The organism is Enterobacter cloacae complex sp. I3 (genome assembly GCF_014896175.1).
GTDB classification, from domain to species: Bacteria; Pseudomonadota; Gammaproteobacteria; order Enterobacterales; family Enterobacteriaceae; genus Enterobacter; species Enterobacter bugandensis.
Genome location: NZ_JADBQZ010000009.1, coordinates 108,830 through 126,018, shown reverse-complemented (window position 1 = coordinate 126,018; position 17,189 = coordinate 108,830). Strand labels below are relative to the sequence as shown.

Annotated in this window: 14 protein-coding genes; 11 read left to right on the top strand and 3 right to left on the bottom strand. The window is 55.8% G+C overall.

Annotated elements, in window-relative coordinates:
- Positions 1-249: 249 nt before the first annotated feature.
- From clpP to IM271_RS08955, 7 genes are all read left to right on the top strand, one after another.
- On the top strand, positions 250-873 hold the full coding sequence (clpP, locus tag IM271_RS08985; RefSeq protein ID WP_014069126.1) for an ATP-dependent Clp endopeptidase proteolytic subunit ClpP: 624 nt from the start codon (positions 250-252) through the stop codon (positions 871-873).
- Between the two features lie 125 nt (positions 874-998).
- On the top strand, positions 999-2,273 hold the full coding sequence (gene clpX / locus IM271_RS08980) for an ATP-dependent protease ATP-binding subunit ClpX (RefSeq protein ID WP_028012161.1): 1,275 nt from the start codon (positions 999-1,001) through the stop codon (positions 2,271-2,273).
- Between the two features lie 183 nt (positions 2,274-2,456).
- Positions 2,457-4,811 (top strand): endopeptidase La, encoded by a 2,355-nt coding sequence (gene lon, locus IM271_RS08975; protein ID WP_023334706.1) that lies wholly within the window; start codon positions 2,457-2,459, stop codon positions 4,809-4,811.
- A 210-nt stretch (positions 4,812-5,021) separates the two neighbouring features.
- Positions 5,022-5,294 carry a nucleoid-associated protein HU-beta gene (gene hupB / locus IM271_RS08970; RefSeq protein ID WP_002444653.1) on the top strand — a complete coding sequence of 91 codons (273 nt, stop codon included), beginning with the start codon at positions 5,022-5,024 and terminating at the stop codon, positions 5,292-5,294.
- 212 nt (positions 5,295-5,506) lie between these two features.
- Positions 5,507-7,378: a peptidylprolyl isomerase gene (gene ppiD, locus IM271_RS08965; protein WP_193052471.1), complete on the top strand. Its 1,872-nt coding sequence runs from the start codon at positions 5,507-5,509 to the stop codon at positions 7,376-7,378.
- Positions 7,379-7,526: 148 nt separating this feature from the next.
- On the top strand, positions 7,527-7,907 hold the full coding sequence (locus tag IM271_RS08960) for a helix-hairpin-helix domain-containing protein (protein WP_193052470.1): 381 nt from the start codon (positions 7,527-7,529) through the stop codon (positions 7,905-7,907).
- 97 nt (positions 7,908-8,004) lie between these two features.
- Positions 8,005-8,403: a YbgC/FadM family acyl-CoA thioesterase gene (locus IM271_RS08955; RefSeq protein WP_014830880.1), complete on the top strand. Its 399-nt coding sequence runs from the start codon at positions 8,005-8,007 to the stop codon at positions 8,401-8,403.
- 61 nt (positions 8,404-8,464) lie between these two features.
- On the opposite strand, the gene queC is transcribed toward IM271_RS08955, so the two are convergent.
- The gene (gene queC / locus IM271_RS08950; protein WP_100170683.1) at positions 8,465-9,160 is read right to left on the bottom strand and encodes a 7-cyano-7-deazaguanine synthase QueC; all 696 of its coding nucleotides are present in this window, start codon (positions 9,158-9,160) and stop codon (positions 8,465-8,467) included.
- A 66-nt stretch (positions 9,161-9,226) separates the two neighbouring features.
- Positions 9,227-10,927: an SgrR family transcriptional regulator gene (locus IM271_RS08945; RefSeq protein WP_193052469.1), complete on the bottom strand. Its 1,701-nt coding sequence runs from the start codon at positions 10,925-10,927 to the stop codon at positions 9,227-9,229.
- 101 nt (positions 10,928-11,028) lie between these two features.
- On the opposite strand from IM271_RS08945, the gene cof reads away from it, so the two are divergent.
- Positions 11,029-11,847, top strand: a complete 819-nt coding sequence (gene cof / locus IM271_RS08940; RefSeq protein WP_193052468.1) for an HMP-PP phosphatase — start codon at positions 11,029-11,031, stop codon at positions 11,845-11,847.
- A gap of 41 nt (positions 11,848-11,888) precedes the next feature.
- On the opposite strand, the gene IM271_RS08935 is transcribed toward cof, so the two are convergent.
- Positions 11,889-12,935 carry a PLP-dependent cysteine synthase family protein gene (locus IM271_RS08935; protein ID WP_048999055.1) on the bottom strand — a complete coding sequence of 349 codons (1,047 nt, stop codon included), beginning with the start codon at positions 12,933-12,935 and terminating at the stop codon, positions 11,889-11,891.
- Positions 12,936-13,050: 115 nt separating this feature from the next.
- Here IM271_RS08935 and IM271_RS08930 point away from each other — a divergent pair, with 115 nt between their 5' ends.
- Genes IM271_RS08930 through IM271_RS08920 form a run of 3 tightly spaced genes read left to right on the top strand, consistent with a single transcriptional unit; the run spans position 13,051 to position 17,086 of the window.
- The gene (locus IM271_RS08930) at positions 13,051-13,509 is read left to right on the top strand and encodes an Lrp/AsnC family transcriptional regulator (protein WP_008503307.1); all 459 of its coding nucleotides are present in this window, start codon (positions 13,051-13,053) and stop codon (positions 13,507-13,509) included.
- Positions 13,510-13,539: 30 nt separating this feature from the next.
- Positions 13,540-15,312 carry a SmdA family multidrug ABC transporter permease/ATP-binding protein gene (locus IM271_RS08925; RefSeq protein WP_045259904.1) on the top strand — a complete coding sequence of 591 codons (1,773 nt, stop codon included), beginning with the start codon at positions 13,540-13,542 and terminating at the stop codon, positions 15,310-15,312.
- The gene (locus IM271_RS08920) at positions 15,305-17,086 is read left to right on the top strand and encodes a SmdB family multidrug efflux ABC transporter permease/ATP-binding protein (protein ID WP_047367613.1); all 1,782 of its coding nucleotides are present in this window, start codon (positions 15,305-15,307) and stop codon (positions 17,084-17,086) included. Before IM271_RS08925 ends, IM271_RS08920 begins: the two co-directional genes overlap by 8 nt.
- The last annotated feature ends 103 nt before the right edge of the window (positions 17,087-17,189 follow it).

Genomic DNA, 17,189 nt, shown 5'->3' with positions numbered 1-17,189 from the left:
CGGTTTAAAGTTTGAACAAAAAACCCGTTGCCTTCCGGCGACGGGTTTTTTTTATCGCGGCATGGGTTCTGGAAGGGTGCTAAAACGCCCTTTCAGTGTTAGCGTTACAACAAAAGGTTGTTATGCTTGAAATAGGGCGTGGCGAACCCCATAAGTATGTAATCACGATGATTGAGACTGGCTGATAATCCGTCCATAAGGTTACAATCAGTACAGCAGGTGTTTTCAATTTTGAACCAGGAGACGGAAATGTCATACAGTGGCGAACGAGATAACTTTGCACCCCATATGGCGCTGGTGCCAATGGTTATTGAACAGACCTCACGCGGTGAGCGTTCTTTCGATATCTATTCCCGTCTGCTCAAGGAACGCGTTATCTTTCTGACCGGCCAGGTAGAAGACCATATGGCTAACCTGATCGTGGCGCAGATGCTGTTCCTGGAAGCGGAAAACCCGGAAAAAGACATTTACCTGTACATCAACTCGCCTGGCGGTGTGATTACGGCGGGCATGTCCATTTATGACACCATGCAGTTCATCAAGCCAGATGTCAGCACTATCTGTATGGGGCAGGCTGCATCCATGGGGGCCTTCCTGTTAACCGCAGGGGCGAAAGGTAAGCGTTTCTGCCTGCCTAACTCCCGCGTGATGATTCACCAGCCGCTGGGGGGTTACCAGGGGCAGGCGACGGATATCGAAATCCACGCCCGCGAAATTCTGAAAGTAAAAGCGCGCATGAATGAACTTATGGCGCAGCATACAGGTCAATCTCTTGAGCAGATCGAGCGCGATACCGAGCGCGATCGCTTCCTCTCTGCTCCAGAGGCAGTTGAGTACGGCTTAGTCGACTCCGTATTGACCCATCGTAATTGATGCCCGCGACGCGAGTGTGCCGCTATACTAAGGTAGGGCGGCACGCTGCTTAAAGCACACGCGTCTTAGAATGGCATTTGCGTCGTCATGTGCGGCACAAAGAACTTAAAAAGAGGTTTGGACTCATGACAGATAAACGCAAAGATGGTTCGGGCAAACTGCTGTACTGCTCTTTTTGCGGCAAAAGCCAGCATGAAGTGCGTAAACTGATTGCCGGGCCGTCCGTGTATATCTGCGACGAATGCGTCGATTTATGTAACGACATCATTCGCGAAGAGATTAAAGAAGTTGCGCCGCACCGTGAGCGTAGCGCATTGCCAACGCCGCATGAGATTCGTCATCACCTTGACGACTATGTCATCGGTCAGGAGCAGGCCAAGAAAGTGCTGGCGGTGGCGGTATACAACCACTACAAACGTCTGCGTAACGGCGACACCAGCAATGGTGTAGAACTGGGCAAAAGTAACATTCTGCTGATCGGGCCAACCGGCTCCGGTAAAACGCTGCTGGCGGAAACCCTGGCGCGCCTGCTGGATGTTCCATTTACCATGGCGGATGCCACCACCCTGACCGAAGCCGGTTATGTGGGTGAAGACGTTGAGAACATCATTCAGAAGCTGCTGCAAAAGTGCGATTACGACGTTCAGAAAGCACAGCGCGGGATTGTTTATATTGATGAGATCGACAAGATCTCCCGTAAATCAGACAACCCGTCCATCACCCGTGACGTGTCGGGTGAAGGCGTGCAGCAGGCCCTGCTGAAGCTGATCGAAGGTACGGTTGCGGCCGTTCCGCCGCAGGGTGGACGCAAACATCCGCAGCAGGAGTTCCTGCAGGTCGATACCTCCAAGATCCTGTTTATTTGCGGCGGCGCGTTTGCTGGTCTGGATAAAGTCATTTCCCACCGTGTTGAAACCGGCTCCGGCATCGGTTTTGGCGCAACGGTGAAGGCGAAGTCCGAGAAAGCCAACGAAGGTGAACTGCTTTCGCAGGTTGAGCCTGAAGATCTGATCAAATTTGGTCTGATCCCTGAATTCATTGGCCGTCTGCCGGTTGTGGCAACGCTGAATGAGCTGAGCGAAGACGCGCTGATTCAGATCCTGAAAGAGCCGAAAAATGCGCTGACCAAGCAGTATCAGGCGCTGTTCAATCTGGAAGGCGTTGAGCTGGAATTCCGTGACGAAGCGCTGGATGCGATTGCCAAGAAAGCGATGGCCCGTAAAACCGGTGCGCGTGGTTTGCGCTCTATCGTTGAAGCGGCATTGCTCGACACCATGTACGATCTGCCGTCGATGGAAGACGTCGAAAAAGTGGTTATCGACGAGTCCGTGATCGGCGGCCAATCCAAGCCGCTACTGATTTACGGTAAACCGGAAGCCCAGCAGGCATCTGGCGAATAATTCACCAAATCATACAAGCAGTTAATCAAAAAGGGGGGATTTTATCTCCCCTTTACTTTTTCCGTATTCATAGCGTTGAATGTGTGGGAAACATCCCCATATACTGGATACATGTTAATGGTTACGTGAAGCACTGTGACATGACCAGCTTACCTGGCGGACACTAAACTAAGAGAGAGCTCTATGAATCCTGAGCGTTCTGAACGCATTGAAATCCCCGTATTGCCGTTGCGCGATGTGGTGGTTTATCCGCACATGGTCATACCCTTATTTGTAGGGCGGGAAAAATCTATCCGTTGCCTCGAAGCCGCCATGGATCATGATAAAAAAATCATGCTGGTGGCCCAGAAAGAAGCATCAACGGATGAGCCGGGTGTAAACGATCTTTTCACCGTCGGGACCGTGGCCTCTATTTTACAAATGCTGAAGCTGCCGGACGGCACCGTGAAGGTGCTGGTCGAAGGCTTACAGCGTGCGCGTATTACCACGCTGTCAGACGATGGCGAACACTTCTCTGCCAAGGCAGAGTACCTTGATTCGCCTGAACTTGATGAGCGCGAGCAGGAAGTGCTGGTACGTACCGCGATTAGCCAGTTCGAAGGCTATATAAAGCTGAATAAGAAAATCCCACCAGAAGTGCTGACGTCGCTGAACAGCATCGACGATCCTGCGCGTCTGGCGGACACCATCGCTGCACACATGCCGCTGAAGCTGGCTGACAAACAGTCCGTGCTGGAGATGTCCGACGTTAACGAACGTCTGGAATACCTGATGGCGATGATGGAGTCTGAAATCGATCTGCTGCAGGTTGAGAAGCGCATTCGTAACCGCGTGAAAAAGCAGATGGAAAAATCTCAGCGTGAGTACTATCTGAATGAGCAAATGAAGGCCATTCAGAAAGAGCTGGGCGAGATGGACGACGCACCGGACGAAAACGAAGCGCTGAAGCGTAAAATCGACGCGGCGAAGATGCCGAAAGAGGCGAAAGAGAAAGCCGAAGCAGAACTGCAGAAGCTGAAAATGATGTCTCCGATGTCGGCTGAAGCAACCGTCGTGCGCGGCTACATTGAGTGGATGGTGCAGGTTCCGTGGAACGCCCGCAGCAAGGTCAAGAAAGACCTGCGTCAGGCCCAGGAGATCCTCGATACTGACCACTACGGCCTGGAACGCGTGAAAGACCGCATCCTTGAGTACCTCGCGGTACAAAGCCGTGTAAACAAAATTAAAGGCCCAATTCTGTGCCTGGTAGGACCGCCGGGGGTGGGTAAAACCTCTCTGGGCCAGTCCATCGCTAAAGCGACCGGACGTAAGTACATCCGTATGGCGCTGGGCGGCGTGCGTGATGAAGCGGAAATCCGCGGTCACCGCCGTACCTACATCGGTTCTATGCCGGGTAAACTGATCCAGAAAATGGCGAAAGTGGGTGTTAAAAACCCGCTATTCCTGCTTGATGAGATCGACAAAATGTCGTCGGATATGCGCGGCGACCCGGCGTCTGCTCTGCTGGAAGTGCTTGATCCAGAACAGAACGTGGCGTTCAGCGATCACTATCTGGAAGTGGACTACGACCTCAGCGATGTAATGTTCGTGGCAACGTCCAACTCCATGAACATTCCGGCCCCGCTGCTGGACCGTATGGAAGTGATCCGTCTCTCCGGTTATACCGAAGACGAAAAGCTGAACATTGCTAAACAGCACCTGCTGCCGAAGCAGATTGAGCGTAACGCGCTGAAAGCCAACGAGCTGACCGTCGAGGACAGCGCGATTATCGGCATCATTCGCTACTACACCCGTGAAGCGGGCGTGCGTAGCCTTGAGCGCGAAATATCTAAGCTGTGCCGTAAGGCGGTAAAACAGCTGCTGCTGGATAAGAGCCTGAAGCACATCGTGATTAACGGTGACAATCTGCATGCCTACCTGGGCGTTCAGCGCTTCGACTATGGCCGCGCGGATAACGAAAACCGCGTGGGTCAGGTGACCGGTCTGGCATGGACGGAAGTGGGCGGCGATCTGCTGACCATCGAAACCGCCTGTGTGCCGGGCAAAGGCAAGCTGACCTACACCGGCTCGCTGGGTGAAGTGATGCAGGAGTCCATTCAGGCTGCGCTGACCGTGGTGCGCGCGCGCGCGGAAAAACTGGGTATCAATCCGGATTTCTACGAAAAACGCGACATTCACGTTCACGTTCCTGAAGGGGCAACGCCGAAAGATGGCCCAAGCGCGGGTATTGCCATGTGTACCGCTCTGGTTTCCTGTCTGACGGGCAACCCGGTACGTGCCGATGTGGCAATGACCGGTGAAATCACCCTGCGCGGTCAGGTCCTGCCAATCGGCGGGTTAAAAGAAAAACTGCTGGCGGCACACCGCGGTGGGATCAAAACCGTATTGATCCCTTACGAAAATAAACGCGATCTGGAAGAGATTCCGGACAACGTGATTGCCGATCTGCAGATCCATCCTGTTAAGCGAATTGAGGAAGTTCTCAGTCTCGCATTGCAGAATGAACCCTCCGGAATGCAGGTTGTAACCGCAAAATAGTGACCTCGCGCAAAGAGCGTCAATAAAAACAAGGCTGGTAAGTCATTTCGCACTTGCCAGCCTTTTTTTGTATAGCTAATTTAGATTGCTGATTAGGTCAGCCATCAACAACGGGTGTTGTAAGGTCATGGCAGGCCTGATATAACTGCTGCGCGGTCGCGTTGTGAAGGACTCAGGCGCGATATAAATTATAAAGAGAGGAAGAGAACAGTGAATAAATCTCAACTGATTGACAAAATTGCTGCTGGTGCTGATATTTCTAAAGCTGCAGCTGGACGTGCGTTAGATGCATTAATTGCTTCTGTTACTGAATCTCTGCAGGCTGGGGACGACGTTGCACTGGTAGGCTTCGGTACTTTTGCTGTTAAAGAGCGTGCTGCCCGTACTGGCCGCAACCCTCAGACCGGTAAAGAGATCACCATTGCTGCTGCTAAAGTGCCGGGTTTCCGTGCAGGTAAAGCGCTGAAAGACGCAGTAAACTGATTGCTTTCCCGTTTCAGGGAAGCCGGATAGTACAAGGGCGCATCGTTTGATGTGCCTTTTTTGTTTGTCCAGACCTGATTTGTGCGAGTTTATGCGAGTTGTGGGCTGACAATCGCCCCGTTTTCTTGTCACAATACGCCTTCACGCGCGACGGGCAGGATTTTCCGTCAGCGTCAGGTAACCAGTCACCTACAGCGGAGTGTTGTTACACCATGATGGACAGCTTACGCACGGCTGCTAACAGTCTCGTGCTCAAGATTATTTTCGGTATCATTATCGTGTCGTTCATATTGACCGGCGTGAGCAGTTACCTTATTGGCGGTGGCGCGAACTATGCCGCAAAAGTGAATGGCCAGGAAATCAGCCGTGGTCAGTTCGAGAATGCTTTTGCCGGTGAGCGTAACCGTATGCAGCAACAGCTGGGCGACCAATTCTCTGAACTGGCGGCGAATGAAGGGTACATGAAAACCCTGCGCCAACAGACACTGAACCGTCTTATCGACGAAGCGCTGCTGGATCAGTATGCCAAAAAGCTGGGCCTTGGCATCAGCGACGAACAGGTCAAAAAAGCGATCTTCGCCACTCAGGCATTCCAGTCTAACGGTAAATTCGACAACGCGCGTTACAACAGTATCGTTAACCAGATGGGCATGACGGCGGATCAGTACGCGCAGGCGCTGCGTAACCAGCTGACAACCCAGCAGCTCATTAACGCTGTCGTGGGTACCGATTTCATGCTTAAAGGTGAAACCGACGAACTGGCCGCGCTGGTGGCCCAGCAGCGCGTGGTCCGTGAAGCGACCATTGATGTGAACGCCCTGGCGGCGAAACAGCAGGTGAGCGACGCAGACGTTAATGCTTACTACGAGCAGAATAAAAACGCCTTTGTTTCTCCGGAGCAGTTCCGCGTCAGCTACATCAAGCTGGATGCAGCTGCGCTGCAGGAAAGCGCGTCTGATGCCGAGATCCAGTCTTACTACGACCAGCATCAGGATCAATTCACTCAGCCGCAGCGTAACCGCTACAGCGTGATTCAGACCAAAACTGAAGCAGATGCTAAGGCGGTGCTGGATGAGCTGAACAAAGGCGCTGATTTCGCCACCCTTGCGAAAGCGAAATCCACCGACATTATCTCTGCGAAAAACGGCGGTGATATGGGCTGGCTGGAAGACGCAACCACGCCCGACGAGCTGAAAAATGCCGGCCTGAAAGAGAAAGGCCAGCTGTCTGGTGTGATTAAATCATCCGTTGGTTTCCTGGTCGTGCGTCTGGACGACATCACCCCGGCGAAAACCAAGCCGCTGGCTGAAGTTCGTGATGATATTGCCGCGAAAGTGAAACAGGAAAAAGCCCTGGATGCCTACTACGCGCTGCAGCAGAAGGTGAGCGATGCTGCCAGCAACGACAACGAATCTCTGGCAGGTGCAGAGCAGGCGGCGGGTGTGAAAGCGGTTGAGACCGGCTGGTTTGGTCGCGACAACCTGCCGGAAGAGCTGAACTACAAACCGGTTTCTGATGCCATCTTTAACGGTGGTCTGGTGGGCGAGAACGGCACGCCGGGCAGCAACTCTGACATCATTACCGTTGACGGCGATCGCGCCTTTGTTCTGCGCGTCAGCGAGCACAAGCCAGAAGCGGTCAAACCGCTGGCGGAAGTGAAGGATCAGGTCGTCGCTCAGGTTAAGCACAACAAAGCAGAACAGCAGGCTAAACTGGACGCTGAGAAGATTCTGGCCGATCTGAAAGCGGGTAAACAGGACGCGCTGAAAGCGGCAGGTCTGAGCTTCGGTGAGGCGAAAACGCTGAGCCGCACCGGTCAGGACCCAATCAGCCAGGCCGCGTTTAGCCTGACGCTGCCGGCAAAAGACAAGCCAAGCTTCGGTACCACCACCGATATGCAGGGTAACGTTGTTCTGCTGGCGCTGGACGACGTGAAAGCCGGCACTCTGCCAGAAGCGCAGAAGAAGGCGATGGTTCAGGGCATTACTCAGAACAATGCTCAGATTGCTTTCGAAGCCATGATGAGCAACCTGCGTAAAGACGCCAAAATCAAGCTGGGCGATGTCATAACTCAGCAGCAGTAATTACGTGTCTGCTCGCAGATTTTCGTAACGCTGTGCAAAAACTAAAGGCCGCTTTCGCGGCCTTTTCCATTTCTGCAATCTGCTGTTTGTGCCTGTTTTCACAGGCGGCTATCGTTGCGTGGCTGTCAACAAACAAGGAGATAACAGCATGAAATGTGGAATCAAAGCCCTGTTAATTACGCTGGCTATTGCCACCACCGGGATGAGCGCGGGCGCGCAGGCGGCGGCGACCGCCGCCAAACCACAGGATACGCAGAGCAAGTCTGACGCGGCCGCGCCGGTGCAAGGGCAGACCAAAGCGGCTGACGCCGGTAAAAATGCGGATGATGACGGTACGCGGGTCAGCATTAATTCGGCCTCGGCAGAGGATCTCGCCCGCGCAATGAATGGCGTGGGCCTGAAAAAAGCGCAGGCTATCGTCAGCTATCGTGAAGAGTACGGCCCATTCAAAACGGTCGACGATCTCAAACAGGTTCCGGGCATGGGCAGCGCGCTGGTTGAGCGCAACCTCTCACACCTGACACTGTAATAACGCAATTTCTTGCACTGCGGCAAAAGTTTGCCAGGATAAAGAGGTCATACCAGTTATGACCTCTGATCCTATAACAATGAAAGGCTATTGCGCTATGCAAACAAAAATCAAAGTACGCGGTTTCCATCTTGATGTTTATCAGCACGTCAATAACGCTCGCTATCTCGAGTTTCTTGAAGAAGCGCGCTGGGACGGGCTGGAAAACAGCGAAAGCTTTCAGTGGCTGACCGCGCACAACATCGCGTTCGTGGTCGTCAATATCAACATCAACTATCGCCGTCCGGCCGTGCTGGGCGATGTGCTCACCGTAACCAGTCAGGTACAACAGCTAAACGGCAAGAGCGGCGTGTTAAGCCAGGTGGTGACGCTCGATCCAGAAGGGCAGGTGGTGGCTGATGCACTGATCACCTTTGTCTGTATCGATCTGAAAACTCAGAAAGCGCTGCCGCTGGAAGGGGAATTGCGGGAAAAGCTGGAGTTGATGATCGTATAAGACATATTAAGGCGCACTCGTGCTGTCGACTCCTGTTTTGCGACAGCACGGTCAAAAAACGCTATTTAAGTCCGGTCTTTTGCTTCATTGCCGCCATCACGCCGACTTTATCTGCCAGGTAATGGTTAAGCCCGTTAGCGCGCAGATTACAGGCGGCGCACTGGCCGCAACCGTCGCCTTTGATGCCGTTATAGCAGGTGAGGGTTTCGCTGCGAACCAAATCCAGCTTGCCCCAGTAGTCGGCCAGCGCCCATGTTTCGGCTTTATCCAGCCACATGAGCGGGGTTTCAAAGCGCGTCTCTTTCGCCATCCCCAGACTGACGGCGTGGTTGAGCGCTTTGACAAACTCATCGCGGCAGTCCGGGTATCCTGAGAAGTCGGTCTCGCATACGCCCGTAATTACCGCTTCGGCTTTTACCTGATAGGCATAAATCGCCGTCAGGGTCAGGAACAGAATATTACGCCCCGGCACAAACGTGTTCGGAATGCCGCTGGCATCGGGTTCGTAGTCCGGTACAGGAATACTGTCCCGGGTGAGGCTGCTGACGGCCAGTTCATTTAACAGCGTAACGTCCAGCACCTTGTGCGCGCGTGCCCCTAGTTTGAGGGCCAGTTCACGGGCAACGTCGATTTCAGCGCGGTGACGCTGGCCATAATCGAAAGTCACACAGTGAACTTCATCATACTGATGAAGGGCCTGAACCAGGCAGGTTGTAGAGTCTTGTCCTCCGCTGAACACGACGACGGCACGTTTCATAAATCATCTCGACTGTTACGGTAAAAACGTTATGTTACCGTCTGGCTACGGCGGCGACCAGCTTCTTCACGATTTGGGGGCGGGTAGCCAGGCTTCGGTAAAATCAAACCAGCCGCGGGTGTTGAGGCGTATGCCGTTGACTCCCGGCGGGGCGCTGATTTGATATTGATAGTTAAAAAGTGGCGTCAGCACCGCATTCTCCATCAGGCGGTTGAAAATGGCTTGCAGGCCGGCGTGTCGGTCCCGAGCTTCGGCCTGAGACTGCACCGCATCCAGCGTGGCTTGCAGATGGGCGTAGGCCGGTGCGCTTAACACGTGCGGCCACAGGGCATCGCAGCGCAGCCACTGCTCAAGCGTATACGCTGGCGCTTCGCCAATCAGCCTGTCCCCCATCATGATGTCTGCATCGGCAAGCTGCTGGCATCCGTCCCACGTCTTGGCGTCGTGGAAGATGACGGTCAGGTCACAACCCTGTTGCGCCAGGTACGCCTTTAACTGGCTGGCCATGGTGTGAAGCTCAACGGGAAGATGGTAAACCAGCGTCAGCGCCTCAGGCAGGGCAACGTCCGTTAAGTCAGGCCATTCGGGGATTGTCCAGCCGGGAAGCAGTTCCCCGGTGGGCGTAATGAGTCCTTCGTTGAGCGGAAGCGTGTGCAGAAGCCTGGAGAGATGGATGATATTGATAAGCCGCTTCGCCTGGATCTCACTCAGACGCGCGCTCTGTTTCAGCGTGAGGTAACAGAAGCCCAGGCTGGTGCTGCTGCTGACCAGCCTCAGGGTTTCAAGCTCATCGGCCTCGCCAATCGCGATTTGCACCGGGTGACGACAGCTGGTGCCCAGCCTGTAATCAAACAGCTGGGGGGTGATCCAGTATTCGATGGCTTTGAGCAGCGGATGGCTCAGGTGGTATTGCTCATGGCTTTCCAGACGAACCAGGTCGGGCTCAAAGGCGGCCAGCCGGAAGGGGCCGCAGCCAAGTTCAGGATAGTCGGGATGCGCCAGACGGCTGCAGTAGGTTGCCAGCCTGTGCGCCAGCCAATAGTCCGGTTGATGCAGCGTAAATGTCAGACACTGTGGATGCGTTGTTTCGATACGTAAAACGCTCCTGAACAGGGTGCGCAGGGCGGGAAGCGTCAACAGTGCCGTCAGGCTTCGCTGGAGCTGCGCCGTTTCTATTTTATCGCCGTTATGCCAGTGCAGGGTGGAGCGAATGTAGAAATGCCAGCGCAGCCCGTCAGCAGAGACCTCCCAGTGATGCGCGAGATCGCCCGTGGGTTCACTGCTGTTACCGTTAAAACGCGTCAAGCCTGAAAATACCTGTCCCGCCAGATGCTGCTCCGCCCGGCCAGGCAAAAAGCCCGGCTGAAGCGGCTCCAGCGAGCGATAGTAGGGGATGCGCAGCGTCGGCGTGTCGTTTTGCCACTGCCCGCCTAAAAACGGATGCAGCAACGATCTCAGCGCTTCAGGAGCAAGCTGGGCCAGCTCCAGCGCGTTATGCTGCTGCCCGCTTTTCAGCGCCTCTTCCATCATCGCATTGCGCAGTGACTCCGGGCTGGCATGGAACGTCAGCTCACCGCGCTTGCCGCGACCAGACCGCGCGTGCCAGCTGAGCCAGCCCGCCTCCTGAGCCTGACGCAGCAGGGTGCGGACATGTCGCTCGCTACAAAAACAGCGGCTGGCAAGCTCACTTATGGTGACCTGCTGTGGAGCGCCAGCGGAAGGTTGCCACAGGCGTTGATACTGGTTAAGACGGTTAAGCTGGCGCATAAGAAACCCGGAACAATAATTTTCATCTATTCACTATTACTTCCGTATATCTCACACGATACTGATGCACAAGTTAATCGCATCACATTTCAGGAGTAATCATGGCCCGCCTCGCTGCATTTGATATGGACGGTACGTTGTTAATGCCGGATCACCGTCTGGGGGAGAAAACGCTGAGTACCCTGAAGCGTCTGCGCGAGCGTGATGTCACCCTGACGTTTGCCACTGGCCGCCACGTGCTGGAGATGCGTCATCTGCTGGGCACGTTTTCCCTGGATGCGTTTTTAATCACGGGTAACGGAACGCGCATTCACACCGTTGAAGGAGAGGTGCTGCACCGCCAGGATCTCAACCCGGAAGTGGCGGATATTGTTCTGCACAGCACGTGGGACACGCAGGCCAGTATCCACGTATTCAACGATCAAGGCTGGTTTACCGGAAGCGAAATCCCCGAATTGTTGCACGCGCATGTTTATAGCGGCTTCAAATACCAGCTTATGGATCTGCGCCGGATCCCCGCCCACGCGGTGACCAAGATTTGCTTCTGTGGCGATCACGACGATCTTTGCCGCTTACGCATTCAGTTAAATGAGGCGCTGGGCGACCGGGCGCACCTGACCTTCTCGGCGGTGGATTGTCTTGAAGTCCTGCCGGTGGGCTGTAACAAAGGTTCAGCCCTGGCGGTGCTCAGCGACCACCTGGGCTTAACGCTGCAGGAGTGTATGGCGTTTGGCGACGCCATGAATGACCGCGAAATGCTGGGCAGCGTGGGGCGCGGCCTGATTATGGGGAATGCGATGCCGCAGCTGATCGCAGAGCTTCCTCATCTGCCGGTTATCGGACACTGCGGCAACGAAGCGGTGTCCCATTTTTTGACGCATTGGCTGGACAACAACAACCTCCCATATTCCCCCGAATAGTGAGACCCTTCCAGCAAGCCAGACTTCGGTCTGGCTTTTTTTTATTTCAGCAGCTGCGCAATCTGCGCTTTCCACGGGGTGATGTCGCCGATGTTGGCCTGTACCCACTCCGCATTGTAGTAGGTCTCAAGGTAGCGCTCGCCGCTGTCGCACAGCAGCGTGACGATGGAGCCGGTACGGCCTTCCTCGCGCATGCGTGCCGCAAGCTGCAGTACGCCCCACATGTTGGTGCCCGTTGATGCACCCACTTTGCGGCCGAGCTGCGTCTCCAGCCAGTGCGCGGTGGCGACGCTGGCGGCGTCCGGCACGCGGAGCATTTCGTCGACAACGTCAGGAATGAACGACGGTTCCACGCGCGGGCGGCCAATTCCTTCAATTTTACTGCCCACCGGACTGCGCAGGCCGGCATCGCGGCTTTGCCAGTAGTCGAGGAACACGGAGTTCTGGGGGTCAACCACCATCAGTTGGGTATCGTAGCCCTGACAGCGAATGTAGCGTCCGATAGTGGCTGACGTGCCGCCCGTACCGGCGCTCATCACAATGTACGACGGAACCGGATGCGGTTCGTGGGTCATCTGGCGGAAAATACTGTCGGCAATGTTGTTATTGCCGCGCCAGTCCGTTGCGCGCTCGGCAAAGGTGAACTGGTCCATATAGTGGCCGTTTAGCTCGCGGGCGAGCATTTCAGAGGCGGCATAGATTTCGCAGGCGCTTTCCACAAAATGGCAGCGTCCGCCGTAAAATTCGATCTGCTCGATTTTGCGTTTTGCGGTGCAGGAGGGCATCACGGCGATAAACGGCAGGCCCAGCAGACGAGCGAAATAGGCTTCAGACACCGCCGTTGAACCGGATGAGGATTCAATAATGGTCGTGCCTTCTTTGATCCAGCCGTTGCACAAACCGTATAAAAACAGAGAGCGCGCCAGGCGATGCTTCAGGCTACCGGTAGGATGGGTGCTTTCATCCTTCAGGTAGAGCTGAATACCGTCAAATCCCGGCAGGGGGAGGCGAATCAGGTGGGTATCCGCCGAGCGCTGGTAGTCGGCATTGATTTCGCTGATGGCATGTTTAACCCAGGTGCTATTCATCGTAGTTATCCGTTTGTCATTTTGTGCCCAGCATAGCGAAAAGCACAGAAAAAATTGTTGCTATCTGGCCTTTAAAATAGAATGAAGGGAGAAAAATTTTCTCTATGAGGTGGGTATGCTAGATAAAATTGACCGTAAGCTCCTTTCATTGCTGCAAAGTGACTGTACCCTCTCTTTGCAGGCGCTGGCAGATGCCGTTAATCTGACCACCACACCGTGCTGGAAGCGCCTAAAAAAGCTGGAAGATGACGGCATTCTTCTGGGGCGCGTCGCATTACTCGATCCCGAAAAACTGGGGCTTGGGCTGACGGCATTTGTGCTGATAAAAACCCAACACCACAGCAGCGAGTGGTATTGCCGCTTCGTCACTCAGGTGTCTGAGATGCCAGAGGTGCTCGGCTTCTGGCGTATGGCCGGCGAGTACGATTACCTGATGCGCGTCCAGGTGGCTGACATGAAGCGCTATGATGATTTCTACAAGCGACTGGTGAACAGCGTCCCGGGCTTGTCGGACGTCACCTCAAGCTTCGCCATGGAACAGATTAAGTACACCACAGCCTTACCCATTGAATAACTTCGTAAAATACCTTCAGGAACAAACCGCGTGCGATTATTTGCCCAATTAAGCTGGTACTTTCGTCGGGAGTGGCAACGCTACCTCGGTGCAGTCGCCCTGCTTATTATCATTGCCATTTTGCAGCTGATCCCGCCAAAGGTGGTGGGCTACGTCGTGGATGGCGTCACTGAACAGCATTACACCACCGCACGGGTGTTGATGTGGGTTGGCACACTGGTGCTGACGGCGGTCATTGTTTATCTCCTGCGCTACGTCTGGCGCGTGCTGCTGTTTGGTGCGTCCTATCAGCTGGCCGTTGAGCTGCGTGAAGATTTTTACCGCCAGCTGAGCCGACAGCATCCCGAATTTTATCTGCGTCATCGCACCGGGGATCTCATTGCCCGCGCGACGAACGACGTCGATCGCGTGGTCTTTGCCGCCGGGGAAGGTGTGCTGACGCTGGTGGACTCGCTGGTGATGGGCTGCGCGGTGCTGATCGTCATGTCCACGCAGATCAGCTGGCAATTAACCCTGCTCGCCCTGCTGCCGATGCCGATCATGGCGCTGGCGATCAATCGCTACGGCGAACAGCTGCACGAGCGCTTCAAGCTGGCGCAGGCGGCGTTTTCTTCTCTGAACGATCGCACCCAGGAGAGCATGACCAGCATCCGCATGATCAAAGCGTTTGGCCTGGAAGATCGGCAGTCCGCGCTGTTTGCGGCCGATGCGGCAGACACGGGGGCGAAAAACATGCGTGTCGCGCGTATTGATGCGCGATTTGATCCAACGATTTATGTCGCAATCGGCATGGCAAACCTGCTTGCGATTGGCGGCGGGAGCTGGATGGTGGTGCAGGGCACATTGACCCTGGGGCAATTGACCAGCTTTGCGATGTATCTGGGGCTGATGATCTGGCCGATGCTGGCGCTGGCCTGGATGTTTAACATCGTAGAGCGCGGCAGCGCCGCCTACAGCCGCATCCGCGCCATGCTGGCCGAAGCGCCGGTTGTCAATGACGGCAGCGAAGCGGTGCCGGAAGGGCGCGGCGTTATGAACGTCGACGTTCGCAAATTTGTCTATCCGCAAACGGAACATCCGGTGCTGGAGAACGTTAGCTTTACGCTGCGGCCGGGCCAGATGCTGGGCATCTGCGGCCCGACGGGGTCCGGAAAAAGTACCGTGCTCTCTCTGCTTCAGCGCCACTTTGACGTCACCGAGGGCGATATCCGTTTCCATGATATCCCCCTGGCGAACCTGCTGCTGGACGAGTGGCGTGGCCGTCTGGCGGTAGTCAGCCAGACGCCGTTTTTATTTTCGGACACCGTGGCGAATAACATTGCGCTTGGTCACCCGTCGGCGACGCAGGAAGAGATCGAACACGTGGCGCGCTTAGCCAGCGTACATGACGATATTTTGCGTCTGCCGCAGGGCTACGAAACGGAAGTCGGGGAACGTGGCGTCATGCTGTCCGGCGGGCAGAAACAGCGAATCTCGATTGCTCGCGCGCTGCTGCTGAATGCTGAAATCCTCATTCTGGATGATGCGCTCTCCGCCGTGGATGGTCGTACCGAGCATCAGATTCTGCATAACCTGCGCCAGTGGGGCGACGGACGCACGGTGATTATCAGCGCCCACCGTTTGTCAGCGCTCACCGAGGCCAGCGAAATTCTGGTCTTACAGCACGGACACATTGCCCAGCGCGGGCAGCATGAAACGCTTGCCGAGCAGCCGGGCTGGTATCGCGATATGTACCGCTATCAACAGCTTGAGGCGGCGCTGGACGATGCGCCGGAACAGGATCAGGAGGCCACCAATGCGTAAGCTCGGAACGATGTGGCCGACGCTCAAACGTCTGCTGGCCTACGGCTCGCCGTGGCGCAAACCGCTCTCCGTGGCCGTGCTTTTACTCTGGATAGCGGCGATTGCTGAGGTGAGCGGGCCGCTGCTCATCAGCTACTTCATCGACAATATGGTCGCCAAAAGCTACCTGCCGCTGGGGCTGGTGGCGGGCTTAGGCGTGGCCTACGTTGGGTTGCAGCTGGCGGCGGCAGGGCTGCACTATGCGCAGTCGCTGCTGTTTAACCGTGCCGCCGTGGGCGTGGTTCAGCAGCTGCGCACGGATGTAATGGACGCGGCGCTTCGCCAGCCGCTCAGCGAGTTTGATATCCAGCCGGTCGGGCAGGTGATTTCGCGCGTGACCAACGATACCGAAGTGATCCGCGACCTGTACGTCACCGTGGTCGCGACGGTGTTACGCAGTGCGGCGCTGATCGGCGCGATGCTGGTGGCGATGTTCAGCCTCGACTGGCGCATGGCGCTGGTGGCGATTACCATCTTCCCGGCGGTGCTGATCGTGATGATCATCTACCAGCGCTACAGCACGCCAATCGTGCGTCGGGTGCGCGCCTATCTGGCCGACATTAACGATGGCTTCAACGAAGTGATTAACGGCATGAGCGTCATCCAGCAGTTCCGCCAGCAGGCGCGCTTTGGCGAGCGGATGGGCGAAGCCAGCCGATCGCACTATATGGCGCGTATGCAGACGCTGCGCCTCGACGGCTTCCTGCTGCGTCCGCTGCTCAGCCTTTTCTCTGCGCTGGTGCTTTGCGGTTTACTGATGCTCTTTGGCCTGAGCTCAAGCGGTACGATTGAAGTGGGCGTGCTGTACGCTTTTATTAGCTATCTGGGGCGCCTTAACGAGCCGCTGATCGAGCTCACGACCCAGCAATCGATGCTGCAGCAGGCGGTCGTCGCCGGCGAGCGCGTGTTTGAGCTGATGGACAGGCCGCGCCAGGCCTACGGTCATGACGAGCGACCTCTGCAAAGCGGCGCCATTGCCTTTGATAACGTCTCGTTTGCCTATCGCGAAGACCGGCTGGTGTTGCAGGACATTACGCTGGATGTCCCGTCGCGCGGTTTCGTGGCGCTGGTGGGACATACGGGCAGCGGCAAGAGCACGCTCGCCAGCCTGTTGATGGGCTACTACCCGGTCACGCAAGGCGAAATCCGCCTCGACGGTCGCCCGCTCGCGTCTCTCAGCCACAACGTGTTGCGTAAAGGCGTCGCGATGGTGCAGCAGGATCCGGTCGTCCTGGCCGATACCTTCTACGCCAACGTGACCCTGGGGCGAGACTACTCTCAGGAGCAGGTATGGGAGGTGCTGGAAAAAGTGCAGCTGGCAGACCTGGCGCGCGGGTTTAGCGACGGGATTAACACCCGGCTGGGCGAGCAGGGAAACAACCTTTCCGTTGGGCAAAAGCAGCTTCTCGCGCTGGCGCGGGTGCTGATTGAAACTCCGCAGGTGCTGATTCTGGATGAAGCGACGGCCAGCATTGACTCCGGCACCGAGCAGGCTATCCAGCAGGCGCTGGCCGCGGTACGCGACCATACGACGCTGGTGGTGATTGCCCATCGCCTTTCCACCATTGTCGATGCCGATACCATTCTGGTGCTGCATCGTGGACAAGCCGTGGAGCGCGGGACGCACCGTGAGCTGCTGGAAGCCAAAGGGCGCTACTGGCAGATGTATCAGCTTCAGCTGGCGGGCGAAGAGCTCGCGGCCAGCGTGCGCGAGGAAGAGTCGCTCAGCGCCTGATGCACCAAAACAAAGCAACGCGCTAACAGTCATTCCTGTTGGTGCAATACTGAAATGCACCGTGCACCGACATGGTGCGTTTTTTTTCGCCGGTTCATTAAGG